This is a genomic window from Aquimarina megaterium XH134 (assembly GCF_000520975.1).
Taxonomy (GTDB): Bacteria; Bacteroidota; Bacteroidia; order Flavobacteriales; family Flavobacteriaceae; genus Aquimarina; species Aquimarina megaterium.
Map to the genome: position 1 here is coordinate 225,184 of NZ_JACB01000015.1, position 17,937 is coordinate 243,120.

The window sequence follows — 17,937 nt, forward strand, 5'->3', positions numbered from 1 at the left end:
TATAAGAAGTTTTATAGTTTCTATATTTTTTCTAATGCTTGTTCTATATCCGATATAACATCATCAATATGCTCTAATCCCACAGAACAACGCACCATTCCATCTGTAATCCCTACAACAAGCTTGTCTTCATCGGCTAGTTTACTATGTGTTGTTGAAGCAGGATGTGTAATTATGGTTCTAGTATCACCAAGGTTAGCAGACAGAGAGCACATTTGTACACTATTAAAAAAAGTTTTACCTCCTTGTACACCTCCTTTTACTTCAAAAGCAACAACATTACCTCCCATTTTCATTTGCTTTTTGGCAACTTCATATTGTGGGTGAGATTTCAAAAATGGATATTTCACCCAGTTTATTTTAGGGTGCGATTCTAAAAACTCTGCTAATTTTAGTGCATTCTCACAGTGACGGTCTACCCGAACTGCCAAGGTTTCTAAACTTTTAGACAATACCCAAGCATTAAAAGGCGATAGTGATGGTCCTGTATTACGCGAAAAGAGGTAAATTTCTCTTATCAGTTCTTTTTTACCAACAGTCACTCCTCCCAGAACCCTTCCCTGGCCATCAATTAGCTTAGTTGCAGAATGAATTACCAAATCTGCACCAAACTTAATTGGGTTTTGCAAATATGGAGTCGCAAAACAATTATCAATAACCAAAAGCAGGTTGTGTTTTTTTGCTATCGAACCCAACAATTCTAAATCTAAAACATCTACTCCCGGATTTGTTGGAGATTCGGCGTATATAATTTTTGTATTGGGTTGGATCAAACTTTCTATTTTATCCACCTCATCTACTCTAAAATAACTGGTTTCGATATTCCACTTTGGTAAATATTTAGTAAATAAAGTATGAGTAGAACCAAATACAGATCGAGCCGAAACAATATGATCGCCAGCATCTAATAACGCAGCAAATGTAGAAAACACTGCTGCCATACCCGTTGCAAATGCATACCCGTCTTCTGCTCCTTCTAATTTACAAATCTTATCTACAAATTCTGTTGTATTAGGATTACTAAAACGGCTATATAGATTTCGTTCTTTCTCTTCTGCAAAAGAGGCTCTCATCTCTTCGGCATCTTCAAAAACAAAGCCCGAGGTTAAATACATTGGTGTAGAATGCTCTAAAAACTGTGTTTTATCAGTTTGAGTTCTTACCGCTTGTGTTTCAAAATTTAAACTTTTAAGGCTCATACTTCTTTATTATTAACTACCACCTTGTACTCTATTGTAGCTGTGGGTTCTAATGTTTTGGATACCGAACAATATTTCTCAAATGACAATTCTGCCGCTCTCAGTGCTTTTTCTGGAGTAATATCCCCTTCAAGATAAACGGTTACTGTAATTTTTTTAAATGGTTTTGCTCCATCAATTTCTTCACGAGCACCATATACTTCTGCTCTATAGTCTGTAATTTCCTGTCGTTGTTTCTTCAGAATAGAAATTATATCAATTGCACTACATCCTGCTACCCCCATCAATACGTATTCCATTGGGCTTGGTGCCTGGTCATGTCCTCCAACTTTGGCTGTACTATCTATATAGGTTACATGTCCTCTTTCATTTTTTAATTCGAAATGATAATCGTTGTCTATTCTTTTTAGTTGTATTTTCATTGTATATTGTTTTGGGCGTTCCCCTAATCAATCAGGGGTCGGGCTTTCAGCTATATCTTTTATAATCTATCAAAATCCCTTGATTCTATTTTAGGGTGACAGGATTATAAAAGGATGTCGCCTCAATCCCTAACGCAATTATAATTTCATCCTTTTTCTGCTAATCGTAAGACATCTCCAAACACTCCTCTTGCTGTTACGGCTGCTCCAGCACCAGCTCCCTGAATTACGATAGGTTGATCGCCGTATGATTCTGTATAAATCTCGAATATAGAGTCGGAACCTTTTACTTGTCCTAACGCACTACTTTGAGGTACAGAAACTAATTTAACATCCAAATTTCCTTTCTCTTGTGACAAATCACCCCAAAGATCACCAATATATCGCAATACATGATCAGGTTTTTGCTCTTCTTTAACTTTTTTATAAACAACATCCAACTCTTTTAGCCTTCCTAAAAACTCTTTTGCTTCTCCAGCCCTTAATTCTTCAGGAATTAAATTATGAATATTAATATCTTCAAATTCATTACTTAAATCTAATTCTCTTGCTAGAATTAACAATTTTCGGCCTACATCATTACCACAGAGATCTTCTCTCGGATCAGGCTCAGTAAACCCTTTATCAATTGCCTCTTGCAACACCTCACTAAACGGTCGTTCTTCTATAGAAAAAGTATTAAATAAATAACTTAGTGACCCAGAAAAAACACCTTTAATTCGAGTTATATTTTCTCCTGACAAATGCAGTAACTTAATAGTATCAATCAATGGTAATCCAGCTCCTACGTTAGTTTCATACAGGTATTGTTTTTGATTTTCTTCTAGTTTAGCTCTTAATTTCTTATAAAAATTAAAACTTAATGTATTGGCTACTTTGTTAGAGGAAACTAAATCAAAACCATGTTCTACCAAATTGATATAGTTTTCTGTAAACCCCTGACTGGCTGTATTATCAATAGCTATCAGGTTTTCTAAATGATGATCATCTGCAAATCGAATCACATTTTCGACCGTATATGAAATTCCTTTTTCATCGATAGCATTTTTCCAGTTTTGCGTTACCCCGTTTTTATCTAAGAGTACTTTTCTAGAATTTGCTACTGCAAAAATATTAAGGTTAATTTTTTTTCGTTTTTCTATCTGTTCTGAAGATTTTAAGATTTGATCTATCAACGTACCTCCTACTAATCCATGACCAAATATGGCTATGTTGATTTTTTTAGAAATTTCGAAAATCTCACCATGAATCACATTTAGGGCACGATGCAATTGTTCTTTTCGCACTACCAAACTCACATTCTTTCCTGTAACTGTATTATTAAACAATAATGGAATTACCTGATTCTTAATCAATGCATTGTATGGCTTATGAAATGTGCTTAGATCCTGGCCAATAATAGAAATCACAGAGACATCTTTTTCTATTGAAATCCCACTAACATCACGTTTATAAAAATCTGATTCGAATTCTTGTTCTAATATAGATTTAGCTTCTTTTGCTTTATCAGCCTCAACAACAAAACCTATCCCACGCTCTGATGAACCTTGCGAAATAATACTAACGCTAATATTTTTATGGGCTAGTGCTTTAAATATTCTTGCATCTACTCCTACTTTCCCTAAGAGTCCTCTTCCTTCGAGATTGATTAGAGCTACATTCTCTAAAACCGAAAGAGATTTGATTCCCTTTTCACTCGCTTCTGATGTAATTAAAGTTCCTTTATTTTTATGATCAAAAGTATTTAAAATCCTAAGCGGGATATTCTTTTCTATTAATGGGATTATTGTTTTTGCATGTAAAATATTAGCTCCAAAATATGCTAATTCATTAGCTTCTGTAAATGATAGTTTTTCAATTTTTATGGCATCTGGTACTAAGTCTGGGTTTGCCGTATAGATTCCGTTTACATGAGTAAAACTTTGTAATTCTTCTGCTTCCAGATAATTTGCTAGCAATGATGCTGTATAATTACTTCCGTTTCTTCCTAAAGTAGTCGTTTCATTTTTGGTATTAGAGGCTATAAAACCTGTGACTATATTTACCGTAGTACCATTATACGTTTGAAAATGATTAATTACATTTTCTTTGGATAACTTATCGAGAGGCTGTGCATCTCCAAATTGGGCATCTGTTATGATCAAAGTTCTACTATCGGTAAAATTAGCTTTGATGTTTTTCTCTTTAAGAATTTGCGTTACCAATTTGGCCGAAATAACTTCGCCTTGTGATAGTACTTGATCTTTTACCCGTTTACTATAATCTCCTAAAAGTGAAACTCCTTCAAAAAGTTTGTCTAATGTTTCGAATTCCTGGGTAAAATCAGCATTATCAAAATCTGCAATTTGGTATTTTTTAAGTGCTTCTAACTGCGACTGGTAATTTTTTCCTTTAACGGCTTTTTCAAGAATTTCTTCAAGCTCATCAGTTGTATTACCACGAGCAGAAAGGACAACGGTAATCTTTTCACCATTTTTAACCTTATCTTCAATTATATCTATCACTGCATGAATTCCTTTTCCGTTAGCAAGTGATTTTCCTCCAAATTTTAAAACTTTCATTTTTTCTTTTTCTTTAAAACACATCTTTCAATAATGCATTCAATTGTTCAAATTCTATTAAAAAGGCATCATGACCATGAACCGAGTTAATTATTTCATGAGTAACATTTTGTTTCACTCTTTTCAGCTTTTTAAATGTAATCTTATCTTCTGCCGCTGTAAAAAACACATCAGAATCTACACTGATGATATGAATATTGGATTGGATTGATGCGGCTACTTCATTAAAATCTCCTCGTCCTTCGGTTATATCGATATTTGCCAGGATATGATTTAGTTCTTTGTATGCAGAAAGTGCAAATCTACCGTCTAGTTTTTCTCCATGATACAATAGCCAGCTTTCTATGTTATACATGTCTTTTTCATCATTATAAGTACGATTAAATTTTTGCTTAAATGATTCTGGGGATCTATAGATTAACATAGCATGTAATCTGGCATCACGAACGGGGTTTTTAGAATTTAATAAAATCTGTTCTTGTACCAAACAATTAGCCTTTAACCAATCTGTAGATTTCCAATCTGTAGCTACTGGAATTAAATGGGTAATTAAACTAGGATTAAGAGCTGCTAATTCCCATGCAATACCACCACCAACAGATCCTCCGATTACGGCATGTAGTTTATCAATTTTCAATAGTTTTAGCCCTTCAGAAAATATAACAGCAATATCTCGTGCATTAAATATTTTATACTCTTCGATTAAGTTTTCTTCTTTTCCATCATATCCATTTCCAGGAATATTAAAAGACAGAACAGTATATCTATTGGTATCTATACACTTATCTTTCCCTATCAAGCCGTTCCACCAACCATGCTCTCCACATACAGCAGAATTGCCGGTAAGAGCATGGTTAACTAAAACAATTGGTGCCGTATAGAGAGGTTTCCCAAATACTTCGTATGTGAGATGAATCTGATCTATAGATTTTCCCTTTATCGTAGTGTAGTTTAAGATGTCTAATTCTTGAAGCATTATTTATAATTTCTTTGAGGTTATTTTGATACCCCGCATTATTATAAATCCTTATAAAAAGGATACCTATTTTTGGATCTTTTAAATTTTAACTTTTACTTTACTGAAAGCTTCTTTTAAATCTTCTTTTAGATCCTCAATATCTTCGAGTCCAACTGATAACCGTATCAAATCCTGAGTTACCCCAGTAGATTCTTGCTGTGCAGAGTCTAGTTGCTGGTGCGTGGTACTAGCAGGATGTATGATTAAAGATTTAGAGTCTCCTATATTTGCCAGTAAAGAGAATATTTTTGTTTCATCTGCTACCGTTTTAGCCGAATCAAAACCACCTTTTATTCCAAAAGTGATGATCCCACTTTGCCCTTTTGGCAAGTATTCTTTAGCCAGTTCATAGTATGTGTCATTTTTGAGTCCCGGATACTTTACCCAACTTACCTCTTCTTGTTCTTCTAACCACTTAGCAAGCTGCAATGCACTTTCGCTATGTTTTTTTATTCTGATTTCTAAGGTTTCTAAACCTTGCAAAATCTGAAACGCATTAAATGGGCTTAGTGCTGCACCATGATCTCGCAATCCTTCTATTCTTGCTTTTGCAATAAATGCTGCAGGTCCTAATGCATCATGATATACTAATCCGTGATATCCCGGAGAAGGCTCTGTAAACTCAGGAAACTTACCACTAGACCAATCAAAAGTCCCTGCATCGATAATCGCTCCTCCAAGTGATGTCCCATTACCGCTAATATATTTTGTAAGGGAATGAATTACGATATTAGCCCCATACTCAATAGGATTAAGTAATGCTGGTGTAGCAACTGTATTATCGACTATTAAAGGTACTTTATAGGTTTTGGCTTCAGACGAAATTGCTTTTAAGTCTAATACATCTAGCTTTGGGTTTCCTAATGATTCTACAAAAAATGCACGTGTATTCTCTTGTACAGCATCTTTAAAATTATTTGGGTCTGAAGGATCAACAAAAGTTGTTGTAATGCCAAATCTAGGTAATGTAACATTTAACAAGTTGTAGGTCCCGCCATACAAACTACTCGATGCCACTATATGATCACCAGTTTTTAGTAAGGTTAACAAAGTTGTATTGATTGCTGCTGTCCCCGATGATGTTACTACTGCTGCAATACCTCCTTCTAATGCTGCAAGGCGTTGTTCTAGGATATCATTTGTTGGATTATTTAATCTCGTATAAATAAATCCTGTTTCGGACAAGTTAAATAGATTGGCCGCATGATCAGAATTATTAAAAACATATGATGTTGTTTGATAAATTGGTACAGCTCTTGTCCCACCATTGGCAGATACATCATGACCCGCATGCAAAGCTCCTGTTGCAAATTTTTGTGTACTCATAATTTTCTATTTTAAATTTTAAATAAAATTCAAATACATCAAACACTCATTTATAGTGTATGTAAATAGAAAATTAAAAAGAAAGGAAAGACAATTACAGAAATGATAATTGTATCGAGTTATCTTCTCCCGCTTAATCGGGATAGAATTTAGCACCTTCTTTAATAAATCAAAGGGTTGCTAAGGTTTCACAGGGTCTATTCCCTCCACCTTTCTTAATAACTTACTAATATGTATAAGAAACTTCGGGAACAAATCTAGTAATTATTTTTTAATCAAATCATTTTTCCTTCGAAAATTATTTGATTAAAATTGACCTCCTAAAAATAATCTTCATTAAAGAAAATTAATGATACGTTAAATGCTTTTAAGTATTATCATTTTTTTTACCTTTGCCAAAATATTTTCGGGGAAAGATTTGACTGATTGCAACCCAAATACTGAAATAATTTTTTCACAGTATAAAAAAATGCTAAAGCAGTTCGATTAAGATGTTCTGTCGAAAGCTTCACATTGCAATTACGTCTAAGTATTTTCTCTTAAAACAATAAAGAATGGCATATTTATTTACTTCAGAAAGTGTATCTGAAGGACACCCAGATAAAGTAGCAGATCAGATAAGTGATGCATTATTAGATAACTTTTTAGCTTTTGATGCTGACTCTAAAGTAGCCTGTGAAACGCTTGTAACTACCGGTCAGGTAGTACTCGCCGGAGAAGTAAAATCAAAAACATATCTCGATGTACAACATATAGCAAGAGATGTCATCAATACAATTGGTTACACCAAAGGCGCATACCAATTTAGTGGTGATTCTTGTGGAGTAATCTCTCTTATTCATGAACAATCGCAAGATATAAATCAAGGGGTTGATCGTGAGAATAAAGAAGAGCAAGGTGCTGGTGACCAAGGAATGATGTTTGGATATGCAACCAAAGAAACTGCTAATTACATGCCTTTGGCTCTTGATATTTCTCATAAAATATTAATTGAATTAGCCAAACTAAGACGTGAAGGTGTAGAAATCCCTTATTTACGTCCTGATTCTAAAAGCCAGGTAACTATCGAATATAACGATGATAATGTACCTCAACGTATTGTTGCTATTGTCGTATCTACACAGCATGATGATTTTGATAGCAATGATGATGTAATGCTAAGTAAAATAAAAAATGATATCATTTCTATTTTAATGCCTAGAGTAATTGCTCAATTACCTAGTTATATTCAACAATTATTTAATGATCAGATCACATATCACATTAACCCAACCGGAAAATTTGTGATTGGTGGTCCTCATGGAGATACCGGTCTTACCGGAAGAAAAATTATAGTCGACACCTATGGTGGTAAAGGTGCTCACGGTGGAGGTGCTTTTTCGGGTAAAGATCCAAGTAAAGTAGATCGTTCTGCTGCATATGCATCAAGACATATTGCCAAAAATCTTGTAGCTGCAGGAGTAGCGAATGAAGTATTGGTACAGGTATCTTATGCAATTGGTGTTGTTGAACCTACTTCTATTTTTGTAGATACTTACGGAAGTAGCTCTCTTGGATTAACCGATGGTGAAATTGCAGAAACAGTAGGTAAAATCTTTGATATGCGTCCAGCTGCTATCGAGAAACGTCTTAAATTACGTAATCCTATCTACCAGGAAACAGCTGCCTATGGTCATATGGGTAAAGAACCGCAAATGATTACTAAGGTTTTTGAAAGTCCTTATTCTGGCAAAATTGAAAAGGAAGTAGAGCTATTTACCTGGGAGAAACTTGACTATGTAGAAGCTGTTAAAAAAGCTTTTAATATCTAGTTTTTATCTGGTTTTATAGTTATTCATCGAAAAATTAGGTGAAGCCCTGAAAAAATGAGGTTTTACCGTATTATGAAATCAAGTATTATCATTACATTTATCCCGTTAATATAATGAGGTACATAAACATATCTATTTTGGAGGGAAAATAATTTCGATATGTTTTTTAAAAATTTTAGTGTACCGCTATTAATTAATACATTTAAATTTAGGGAAATGAAATTAAAATTTGCATTACATATCGCTTTTCTATTAGTGTTTGGTATGTCTTTTGGTCAGGATTTTGAAAATGATTTGACTTCAGTAAAGTCTATTGATAATCAAATTCAGGAAGAGCAATATAGTACTGATGAAATTGCTATGACAGATCGTTTGGTAATACATGCTCCTATAAAAATGAAGGATCAGGATTTTTATAGTAAAAAAGAGTGGCGAAAAATCAAAAAACAACTCAAAAAAAATAAAAGAAGAGCTTCTAATGCAAAACATAGTATCTACGCTTCAAAGGTTATGGATACTATATATATAGATATTCCGGCATATAATATAGGTAGTGGTCAATCTCGTTTATCGGGCTGGTAGACTTACATAATTAGATCTAAAATATGTTAAAAGAAAATAACTTATTTCACTTTAATTAATTTAATAGTTATTTCTTTTTTGTCTAACATTTGACGTTTTTCACCATTTTGTGAAATAAAAAACAGGCTGATTTTCTTGAAAAAAGCATTATTTTCAAGAAAATCAGTTTTTTTATTCGATATTCCAAAATAGCTTTCACCCCTTATTATCACTTGATTAACTCGACATTTTATGTTTTTTACAAGAAAAAAATAAAAAAAAAATTTCGGTTAATATTTAGAAAAAAATACGAGTAACCACAGTGCTTCTCAGTGCTTTTTAGGGGAAAAATCCCTGTACTATATTGCGGTTTTTCCGTAGTCAAAATTGAACTAGTATAGCTATCTTAGTAACTGAAGATCAGATATTTATTTAATATCCAGATTGTAAAAATTAATCTTATTTAAACTTATAAATAACTTCAATTTTATACTTATGATTACTAACCCCCCAAAATCTAAAAAAATGAAAATGAAAATTGCTATGACTACAGTACTATTACTATGTATATCGTATTCATCGATAGGACAAAGTAACACAACTGATTTCAAATCTATTACTATTACTACTACCAATAATACATTACAAAAACAAGCCTCCTCATATACTATTAACTCGGCAGAGGCAAATAAAAATGTAGCTCAGCAATCAAAAAACACTACTATTTATAGTGAAAAGAAGTGGAAAAAAATAAGAAAGCAAATTGAAAAGAATAAAAAAAGAGCTTCTAAATATAAAAGCAGTGTTTATGCTTCAAAAAAAATAGACACTATATACTTAGACATTCCTTCTAACAGTGGAAAATCTCGCTTATCGGGATGGTAAAAAAATATAAAAAACCGCTCAATGAGCGGTTTTTTTATTTTCGAAATGCACTAAACTCCTTATTTTATTTTTATAATTTCATTGTTCCATTTTTAGATAATAATCTACAGAATGTTTCCCCGAACCGTAAAACAAGAAAAATACACATAATAACAAAATTATACTGGCAATAACCAGGTTTGCCACATTCATCTCTCCTACAAAATTGATAAGAACTGCACCAATTAATAATGGAAGTTGCGCCGTAACCGACCATCGAGTAAGTAATCCAAAAGAAATAAGTAAACCTCCTATTAAATGTGCTGGAGCTACATAATGAATTATAATCATAGCACCAGCAAGGTTTTGAACAGGTTTAATAAGATCTACCAGAATCTGGCTATTACTAATAAAATTTATTCCTTTTATAAATAAGAAAACTCCTAATGCAATTCTTAACAAATCTAACGGATAATACGTATGTGCATTAGCCCATTTGTTTAATGATTTTATTGTTGGCATGACAAAATGAGTATTGATTAGACCAACATAAGATACTGATTATTAGAACAATAAAAAAATATAGGTTGAATTCTTTTTTAAAAGAAACCTTTCACTGAAAACAGGGTAATTCTTTTTCGTATAACGCTATAGTTTCGTCATAAAATATAACATATAATATTAACATAAAACATCTTAAAAGTATGACTACAATCAAAAAAATAGCATTGCTATCCATGGCATTAACTACTGTTTTTTTTACCTCTTGTGAGAAAGAAGAGTTTCAAGTGGATTCGATTGAAAAATCCTTATTAGAACCAACACCCATAGCTTTTGAGAAGCTAGAAAGCAAAACAAGATCAGTATCAACATTGGTACAAGCAAAATCAGAAACTATAATTACTTGGACAGCTACTGATGGGTATTATTATGAAAAAATAGGAAATACCATATATGGAAACCCAAACACTGGAGATACTGAAAAATATAATCTTCAATATGAAGGTATTAATTTCACATACATATCAAGTATTTCTAGTGGTCGGTATATTGCCTTACCAAATTCAGGAATCAACACCTTAAGAACTTCTTATGTGTATGATTTTACAAAACAATCCTGGATAGCTGACAAACAGTTTAGATATTCAATACAAAAATCTGATGATGATTTTAGAATATATTACAGCAATATCGATGAAGATAGAATTAGATTTGGTTGGTATATTGGCTCATCATCAACATATGCTGATTATAGATATGATATTTTTGTAGATGGAGTAAAAATTAAAGAAAATCATACTTTTTCTGCTGCTGGACATTACTTTAGCATTAATTCTCTAAAAGAAAACACTACTTATTCTATAAAAATTGTAGCAAAAGATCAAGGTAATGACGCTAAATTAAAGATCAAGAACTTTTCTGTAAAAACTCCTAAAAAGATTTTAATATCAGATTTTGATTTTAAAGTAAGTAATATTACAAAACGTAGTGTAACTCTTTCTTGGACAATCCCAGACATTACTCATTCTTCGGCAGCAGTTGAAAAATTTTCATTAGCTTTTGGATCCAACATATTAAGCGCATTTTTAGGAAACACTGTTGGTGTAGATACAGAGGTGATTATTAATTTTACATTTAATGAGAGTGGAGAAATCACTGGGTTTATTTCCCCTGAGACCGTTGGCCATGGTTCTTCTACTCCCGGTTATACTCAGGTTTTTTCTAAACCAATACCAAAATCAACACTATTAACTATGAATGTAACCGCTATAGTTCCTAGCAATAATCCTGACGAACCTTATTATACAGAATATAAAAGGGTTATAGCAGATCCGATTCAGCTATTACAATAATAATATATGTAAACATATTCTATAATAAAAGCAAAAAAACCTCGAATTGTAAAAGATACAATTCGAGGTTTTTTAATGAAGAGTACAACTACACTCCCGACAAGAGCGCTATACTCAAAATCTAGTAACAAAGCTAAACTACATAACTTCGAAGCGCCGATATGCAGCTCATTGAAACTATCTCTATATAATACTATCGTCTCGTATATTTAATATTTCGATATGTACGAATAATAGTATTTTTAAATAGCATAAAAGCTTCTGGTAAGATCATTTTCATCTTCCGGTTTGCCAAATTAAGTACATTGTTCGTTTGAAGCTTCAGTTCTTCTTCATATTTATAATAATACAAAACTGCTGCACATATACTAATTATAAACAATAATGCTCCTGTAAACGTTTGTACCGGCGTTAAACTGTGATAAAAAAAGCGACTAAGTCCCAGTCCGAACCAACTTCCGTAAAGCACAAAAAAGTGAACTATATAGATTGATAGTGTTCTCCCTCCTATTTTAGTTATCATCTGATTTGTAACATAGTTTTTCATCAAAATAAATACAGAAAAAAGGATACACACATTTCCTAATCTTATAAATAAGAAGTTGTTATACGCTACTGATTTAAAAATACCAATATCTGTTATACTATAAATCACCATTAGTATAGTTGAAGAATAAAACACCAATAACAGCCCTACGAATAAAAGTGTGATAATAGCATGAGGGTAAAACATTTTTTGTTTTCCGTATTTTAAAAACAGGTTAGCCATAAAACTACCAATACATACATATCCAAACCAGGGCAATAATGTAAAAATAGAACCATTTCTATTTGTAAAATAATTTGCAACTGTTTGTGGTAAAAACTCTAGTATACAGCTACCATACATGGGCTGCAAAAGAAAAATAATCACTCCAATACTTAACATTACATTTTGAAACCAAGTTTCATTAATTCGACACAAAACAAGATATATCCCTATCAACAGCAACAATGATGTACCTATACATTGCAATACATCTACATAGAAAAACGAAGGGTTTACTTTTCCTGCAAAAACTTCATAAAAGCTTAATCGCAATAAATATCCCCAAAAAATAACTTTAACAGCACGCTTTACGCCTTTTAAAACTCTTGGATTATCTATTCCTTTTGTATTTTGTTTTAGTAGTAAATACGTAAAAATAAAGCCTGTTATCGTAAAAAATGTAGGAGCAGTCATGCCTCTAAAATATTCCCAGGTCGCGTATACAATATTATTTTTATCTCTATATACATCTCCTAAAAGAGAATGCACAAAATGTCCTTGAAGCATCATAAGGATTGCAAATGCCCGAATTGCATCAAGAAAATGCAATCGACTAGTACGTTTAGTCATTATTGTGGTTTGGTTAGGTTGTTCCCAAAAAACGAGTTTTTGGGTTTTATTATTGCTTAAAAAAGCGCAAATCTAGGTAATTTTTATCGGTTTCTGTATTGATTTTAAGGCATTTACTCGTCTAAGCTCTTAATATGCCTGGGATTTCATATAAAGAAAGCTAGATTTTGGCACCTTTATTGGTGTTTTTTAGTAAACAAAAACTATACTTTATGAAAACTGATACTTATACCAAGGCAATAATCACAATTATTGCTATCTGTCTCGTTATTATTGTAATAAGAGATATAGATATTTTTCCAAAAGCATATGCAAATAATACTCCCAAAACAAACTATGGGTTAATCCCTATTAATGATGATGGATCAATAACGGTTCGGCTAAGCAGTACCGATGAGATTGATGTAAATATTAAAAACATTGATACTTATGATAAGCTTAAAATAGATCTTAACAGTATTAGTACACAAGACGAATTGGATATTAATATTGATGAAATTGGTGGAAGTTATGTATCTAGTGGAGGCCCAATCAAGGTAAAACTACAAAATTAGCCCCCAGAAATAAATAATGTATATTCCTGGAGACATTTATATTGAATATTGGGCTAACTCAAGTATTGTAGTAGGTTATTATATTCCTGTGGCTCCTTTCGAAAGATTATCTAAAGCTTTGGAAACGATTGTTAAGACATCTTCTTTACCCGTAATCTCATGACGAAGTTTTAAAAATTCGGGATCATTGTACGAAACATTAACAACACCATTATCATCTTGCCATATTAGAATCTTTTGTGGAAGATCTAATCCAGTAATTTGAGAATTCTGCATTAAAGGAGTTCCTAATTTAGGATTACCAAACATGATTACTCGTGTGGGGTTCAATTCTAGATCTACAGATGCAGCATTAGCCTGGTGGTCTAATTGCGCTATAATCTTCAGGTTAGGATTATTCGTAATAATTTCGACTAATGTATTATACGTATCTTCAAAGTTTTTAGAGCTTACTTTTGTGATTATGCCTTGCGCTTTGGTAATTTCCATCTCTTGTTGTGAATTCGTTTGTACATCTTTAGACGTGTTTTTTTGACTTTGATTACAAGATATCATCACTATCAAAAATAAAAACCCCAATACTTTATATGTTGTCATTGCGTTTTTTTTAGATTACCTCTAATTGGTCGTAATCATCTATACTATAATTACAGATTATATTTTATACTGAAAATCCAATAACGAGGCTGGATCACATAACTCGATGTGCTGTTATATAATTCATTAAAATTATCTTGATTGATACTTTTGGTATCCAGAATATTGGTTATCGACAGTTTATACTCCCATTTACTATTAGGCTTTTGATAAAACAAATCTGCATCCCAAAAACTATATTCATTTAGAGTTGTTTTTGTATTGCGATAATCATAATACCTATACGATGATTTTATCAAAAACCCTTTGGCAAAAGACCAATCTAATCTCGCAAATGGTTGACTTGTATAAAATGTGTTTTTGGCTCCGTTATTATCATAATCATTAACTGTAAGACTATATCCTAAATCAAAATTAGGTCCTTTTTTAAAATTGGTTGACCATTCTGTACTATACACTTGTGTAAAACTTACACTTTCACTTGGGAGCGTATTTACAATATTATTAAAACTCGACCAACTTATATTTGCTCTCAGGCTTCCTTTTATTTTTCCAAACGTACGAGCAAAATTTCCGTTGGCAGAAAGTATTTGATCTTCCATATTAGAATTAATAGGTGTATCTACTCTATTTATTCCCGTAATCACACTCGTATTCTTAATAGGATTACGCCGATTGCTATACGATATCTGAGCAAAAATATTAGTGTAATTAAACATATTAAAATTAAAATAGTTTAATGAATAATTATCATATAATGAATTTTCTAGATTTCGGTTTCCCTGAAACAATGAATTATAATTATTAAACACATACCCAGTTGCCAAACGGTTAACATCTGTATACTCTGCTGTTATCGAATAATTAAATCGTAAACTTTCATTTTGCCTTAATTGAGCTAAAACAAAAAGATCTGGTAACACCTGCCATTCATTCTGAGTTATTTCGGTTCCCAATTGTTGATCTTTTAAGCTATAATTATGCACACTCACCCCGGGATTAAATGTAAAAATCCCTTTAATAAACTTATAATGCAAACCAGCATATAGATCATTAAAGCTATATTTTACATCGTTATTAAACTCATTGGCTTCAAAGTTATTTTGATTTCCATTATCCAAAATCTGAAAAATATTAGAATCAAAACTTTGAGTGCTTAGTGTACTTCCTAATGTGAAATTGAGGTTACTTTTCTTATTTAACACATAATAATAATCCAGTTTTGCATCCAGCTTATTTGTTTTCACTTCTTTTTGTTGATTAATACTATAGTTTTCAGACTCTTCTAATGGATCAAAAGTATCTGTATCAGGAAGTAAAGGATTATTGATTTGTGTAAAAACTCCCCTAAAAGGAATTTCTGATCGTATTGCATTATAAAAAGGATCTTCATTTTGAAATAGATGTTGTGCTTCTAATGAAAATATATGCTTTGTACCTAATGTATAATACGCATTCATATTTTGCTGGATCGAAAATGTAGAATTTTCAAGTTTTTCATTTATATCTTCAGAAACTGTTGGTCTTATAGATCGAAAAGCACCATCCTCCTTTTGCCTGGAAAGTTTTCCGAAGATATCATAATCTATTCTAAAATTGCTGTTAGGTCTATAACTTGCACTTAATTTTAATAAACCCAACTTACTTCGTTGCCAGGTGTTATCAATAGTTTCTTCTGTCGTGTTATCTGTAGGATCTGAAGTATCATCAATATATACTCTCTGTGTATTAGTGATCAAATCTACTCTGGTATCACTTGCGATTCCATATCCACTAAGATCTAGTTTTTTATTGGCTGTAAGACTAAAGTTTGCCGCACCAAATTTGGTATCAACTTCATTAGCTCTATTATTTTGTAATGTAGCAAAAGCAAGATCATCTGTAGAAATGCTAAAAGACGTACCTCCACGACCTAAATTTCTAAAACCTCCTGTGAAATTAAAATAATCTCTCATCGTAAAAGGAACTTCGCCAATATCATTAATATCTGTAAGCACATTAATACTGTACTTTGGGCTATAATAAAACAGTTTAGGTTTTACGATATAGCGTTCTGTCTCTCCTACTCCAGAACCTGCGGTTATATCACCGAACCAGAAGTTCTTTTTCCCTTCTTTTAATTTGATATTAATAGCTATCTGATCTTGCGAATTACGCAACCCACGCATTTGTCCTACGTCTTCATAATTACGTAACACCTCAACCTTATCCAGTGCATCAGCAGGGATATTTTCTGTTGCCAGTTTAGAATCTCCGTCAAAAAAGTCTTTCCCCTCTACCATTACCTTAGAAACAGTTTTACCTTCGACTTCAATTTCTCCATTTTCATTAACCTCTACTCCTGGTAGTTTTTCTAACACATCTCCCAATTTCTTTTCTGTACCATTCACAAAAGAATCGGTATTATACACCAAAGTATCTCCTTTTACTACTACTGGCATCTCATAAACAATTTCTACTTCGTCCAGGCTATTTTCTTCGGATTTCATTTCAAAATCTGAAATCACATCTTTGGTAGTTACCGTAATTGATTTTGTTTCTGCGGTAAGACCGATAAAACTAACTTTTAGCAGATATGTTTCATTATTAGGAACTGAAATTTTGTACCTACCCTGATCATTCGTGATACCATAACTAGTCATAGCATTATCTAACTTCTTATATGCAATTACATTAGCCATTGCAATAGGATCACCTAATGAATCTTTAACAAAACCTGTAATTTGTACTTTTTGGGCAGTAGATGCCAGGGATATCCCTATAAGGAATACCAATAGTCCTAATTTTTTATGCATTTTATAATGATTTTATCTATTTCTATAACCAGAGTTATAGAAACAGTAACTCTTGATGAAGAGTAGAGTTACTGTTGTCTAATTAGTATTGTGTTAGGTTAGAATATAAATTTTATCCTCCGATTCGAATTTCGAAATCTCCACTACCTCCTCGTGTATTCATTCTATCTCTCATTTCTTTCATTTTCTTTTCCATTGTTTTTTCAAATTTTTCTTCTGTAACAACCTTACCTTTTGTCGGTTCTTTAATATCAATTTTCTTTTTTGAATTCAACACCAATTTAGTACTTAGTATACTTTGATCCCCATCATTGATTTCTAATATCAAACCAGGAAGTCCCCAATAACTTCCGGGTCCATGAGAGATTGGTATCTCTGGTGTATACCAAGCCGTAATTGTAATTTCTTCTTCTTCAGGCTCTGTCATTTCTTCTTCACTATCAACACTAATTGTCATATTTCGCATACGCTGCCCCATTCGTTTTGCCGTTGCTTTATAACACGTATAATTCCCTATTTTTTTTGTTTCATCCTCAAGCTTCCAATCTAATTTTTCCAGCTTGTCTTTTACCAGAAATAGTTTACCCATCATATCTTGTTTTCTGGCAAAGCGTTTTTCTTTAATGTTTTTATACAAAACATTAGATGCTCCAGATCCTGCAATTACAATCTGAACCCCAGAGGCGGGTTGTGGTGCTCCCAAGCTTTCTTCTTCTTTGTATATCGATTCTGAAGTATTAAAATTTAATACATACTCTTTTTGAAATTGCTTTTTCAACATCTCCTGAAGTTGTTTTTGCATATCAGCATTCATTTTAGAGTCTTCCATATTAAGATCCACTTTTCTATTGGTCTTATATGTTACAACACCCTGAAAATCCTGGGCAAACAGGCTTTCAAACATAAATAGTGTTATCAATATTATAATTCGTACCATGATTAGATTTTTTTGATTAATACACTACAAATATGAAAACTGAATCCTAACCAGAAGGTTA

The 17,937-nt window shown here is 32.4% G+C and carries 15 protein-coding genes and 1 riboswitch; of the genes, 5 read left to right on the plus strand and 10 right to left on the minus strand.

What is annotated here, in order from left to right; translation table 11 throughout:
• Window positions 1–20: 20 nt before the first annotated feature.
• The 5 genes from Z053_RS0111315 to Z053_RS0111335 all read right to left on the minus strand — a co-directional run bounded on the left by Z053_RS0111315 (window position 21) and on the right by Z053_RS0111335 (window position 6,526).
• A complete protein-coding gene (locus tag Z053_RS0111315; protein WP_025665123.1) occupies window positions 21–1,199 on the minus strand; it encodes a trans-sulfuration enzyme family protein in 1,179 nt (392 codons plus the stop codon).
• Window positions 1,196–1,621: an OsmC family protein gene (locus tag Z053_RS0111320; RefSeq protein ID WP_025665124.1), complete on the minus strand. Its 426-nt coding sequence runs from the start codon at window positions 1,619–1,621 to the stop codon at window positions 1,196–1,198. The genes Z053_RS0111315 and Z053_RS0111320 overlap by 4 nt, the downstream gene beginning before the upstream one ends.
• A 146-nt stretch (window positions 1,622–1,767) precedes the next feature.
• Window positions 1,768–4,182 (minus strand): bifunctional aspartate kinase/homoserine dehydrogenase I, encoded by a 2,415-nt coding sequence (gene thrA, locus Z053_RS0111325; protein WP_025665125.1) that lies wholly within the window; start codon window positions 4,180–4,182, stop codon window positions 1,768–1,770.
• 13 nt (window positions 4,183–4,195) lie between these two features.
• A complete protein-coding gene (locus Z053_RS0111330) occupies window positions 4,196–5,158 on the minus strand; it encodes an alpha/beta fold hydrolase (protein ID WP_025665126.1) in 963 nt (320 codons plus the stop codon).
• An 81-nt stretch (window positions 5,159–5,239) separates the two neighbouring features.
• Window positions 5,240–6,526: an O-acetylhomoserine aminocarboxypropyltransferase/cysteine synthase family protein gene (locus Z053_RS0111335; RefSeq protein ID WP_025665127.1), complete on the minus strand. Its 1,287-nt coding sequence runs from the start codon at window positions 6,524–6,526 to the stop codon at window positions 5,240–5,242.
• 116 nt (window positions 6,527–6,642) lie between these two features.
• Window positions 6,643–6,751: riboswitch (SAM riboswitch) on the minus strand.
• Between the two features lie 329 nt (window positions 6,752–7,080).
• On the opposite strand from Z053_RS0111335, the gene metK reads away from it, so the two are divergent.
• The 3 genes from metK (at window position 7,081) to Z053_RS0111355 (ending at window position 9,783) form a co-directional block, all read left to right on the plus strand.
• The gene (metK, locus tag Z053_RS0111340; RefSeq protein ID WP_025665128.1) at window positions 7,081–8,337 is read left to right on the plus strand and encodes a methionine adenosyltransferase; all 1,257 of its coding nucleotides are present in this window, start codon (window positions 7,081–7,083) and stop codon (window positions 8,335–8,337) included.
• Window positions 8,338–8,553: 216 nt separating this feature from the next.
• Window positions 8,554–8,919, plus strand: a complete 366-nt coding sequence (locus Z053_RS0111345) for a hypothetical protein (RefSeq protein ID WP_152538292.1) — start codon at window positions 8,554–8,556, stop codon at window positions 8,917–8,919.
• Between the two features lie 504 nt (window positions 8,920–9,423).
• The gene (locus Z053_RS0111355; RefSeq protein WP_152538293.1) at window positions 9,424–9,783 is read left to right on the plus strand and encodes a hypothetical protein; all 360 of its coding nucleotides are present in this window, start codon (window positions 9,424–9,426) and stop codon (window positions 9,781–9,783) included.
• Window positions 9,784–9,861: 78 nt separating this feature from the next.
• Here Z053_RS0111355 and Z053_RS0111360 read toward each other — a convergent pair whose 3' ends face one another.
• Window positions 9,862–10,284, minus strand: coding sequence for a DoxX family protein (locus Z053_RS0111360; RefSeq protein WP_025665131.1), 423 nt, complete (start codon window positions 10,282–10,284; stop codon window positions 9,862–9,864).
• 182 nt (window positions 10,285–10,466) lie between these two features.
• On the opposite strand from Z053_RS0111360, the gene Z053_RS0111365 reads away from it, so the two are divergent.
• The gene (locus tag Z053_RS0111365; RefSeq protein WP_025665132.1) at window positions 10,467–11,615 is read left to right on the plus strand and encodes a hypothetical protein; all 1,149 of its coding nucleotides are present in this window, start codon (window positions 10,467–10,469) and stop codon (window positions 11,613–11,615) included.
• 193 nt (window positions 11,616–11,808) lie between these two features.
• On the opposite strand, the gene Z053_RS0111370 is transcribed toward Z053_RS0111365, so the two are convergent.
• Complete coding sequence (locus Z053_RS0111370; protein ID WP_025665133.1) at window positions 11,809–12,993, minus strand: heparan-alpha-glucosaminide N-acetyltransferase domain-containing protein; 1,185 nt, start codon at window positions 12,991–12,993, stop codon at window positions 11,809–11,811.
• Window positions 12,994–13,205: 212 nt separating this feature from the next.
• Between Z053_RS0111370 and Z053_RS0111375 the strand changes: the two genes are divergently transcribed.
• Window positions 13,206–13,547, plus strand: coding sequence for a hypothetical protein (locus Z053_RS0111375; protein ID WP_025665134.1), 342 nt, complete (start codon window positions 13,206–13,208; stop codon window positions 13,545–13,547).
• A gap of 78 nt (window positions 13,548–13,625) precedes the next feature.
• Here the strand turns inward: Z053_RS0111375 and Z053_RS0111380 are convergent, their stop codons facing one another.
• The 3 genes from Z053_RS0111380 to Z053_RS0111390 all read right to left on the minus strand — a co-directional run bounded on the left by Z053_RS0111380 (window position 13,626) and on the right by Z053_RS0111390 (window position 17,876).
• Complete coding sequence (locus tag Z053_RS0111380; protein ID WP_051476038.1) at window positions 13,626–14,144, minus strand: DUF302 domain-containing protein; 519 nt, start codon at window positions 14,142–14,144, stop codon at window positions 13,626–13,628.
• A gap of 50 nt (window positions 14,145–14,194) precedes the next feature.
• Window positions 14,195–16,939: a carboxypeptidase-like regulatory domain-containing protein gene (locus Z053_RS0111385; protein WP_025665136.1), complete on the minus strand. Its 2,745-nt coding sequence runs from the start codon at window positions 16,937–16,939 to the stop codon at window positions 14,195–14,197.
• 112 nt (window positions 16,940–17,051) lie between these two features.
• On the minus strand, window positions 17,052–17,876 hold the full coding sequence (locus Z053_RS0111390; RefSeq protein ID WP_025665137.1) for a GLPGLI family protein: 825 nt from the start codon (window positions 17,874–17,876) through the stop codon (window positions 17,052–17,054).
• Window positions 17,877–17,937 lie beyond the last annotated feature (61 nt).

Coding starts and splice junctions, on each gene's coding strand:
- Z053_RS0111355 (WP_152538293.1), top strand. CDS start 9,424: ATGAAAATGAAAATTGCTATGACTACAGTACTATTACTATGTATATCG.
- Z053_RS0111390 (WP_025665137.1), bottom strand. CDS start 17,876: ATGGTACGAATTATAATATTGATAACACTATTTATGTTTGAAAGCCTG.
- Z053_RS0111365 (WP_025665132.1), top strand. CDS start 10,467: ATGACTACAATCAAAAAAATAGCATTGCTATCCATGGCATTAACTACT.
- Z053_RS0111385 (WP_025665136.1), bottom strand. CDS start 16,939: ATGCATAAAAAATTAGGACTATTGGTATTCCTTATAGGGATATCCCTG.
- Z053_RS0111380 (WP_051476038.1), bottom strand. CDS start 14,144: ATGACAACATATAAAGTATTGGGGTTTTTATTTTTGATAGTGATGATA.
- Z053_RS0111335 (WP_025665127.1), bottom strand. CDS start 6,526: ATGAGTACACAAAAATTTGCAACAGGAGCTTTGCATGCGGGTCATGAT.
- Z053_RS0111360 (WP_025665131.1), bottom strand. CDS start 10,284: ATGCCAACAATAAAATCATTAAACAAATGGGCTAATGCACATACGTAT.
- Z053_RS0111345 (WP_152538292.1), top strand. CDS start 8,554: ATGAAATTAAAATTTGCATTACATATCGCTTTTCTATTAGTGTTTGGT.
- Z053_RS0111320 (WP_025665124.1), bottom strand. CDS start 1,621: ATGAAAATACAACTAAAAAGAATAGACAACGATTATCATTTCGAATTA.
- metK (WP_025665128.1), top strand. CDS start 7,081: ATGGCATATTTATTTACTTCAGAAAGTGTATCTGAAGGACACCCAGAT.
- Z053_RS0111330 (WP_025665126.1), bottom strand. CDS start 5,158: ATGCTTCAAGAATTAGACATCTTAAACTACACTACGATAAAGGGAAAA.
- thrA (WP_025665125.1), bottom strand. CDS start 4,182: ATGAAAGTTTTAAAATTTGGAGGAAAATCACTTGCTAACGGAAAAGGA.
- Z053_RS0111375 (WP_025665134.1), top strand. CDS start 13,206: ATGAAAACTGATACTTATACCAAGGCAATAATCACAATTATTGCTATC.
- Z053_RS0111370 (WP_025665133.1), bottom strand. CDS start 12,993: ATGACTAAACGTACTAGTCGATTGCATTTTCTTGATGCAATTCGGGCA.
- Z053_RS0111315 (WP_025665123.1), bottom strand. CDS start 1,199: ATGAGCCTTAAAAGTTTAAATTTTGAAACACAAGCGGTAAGAACTCAA.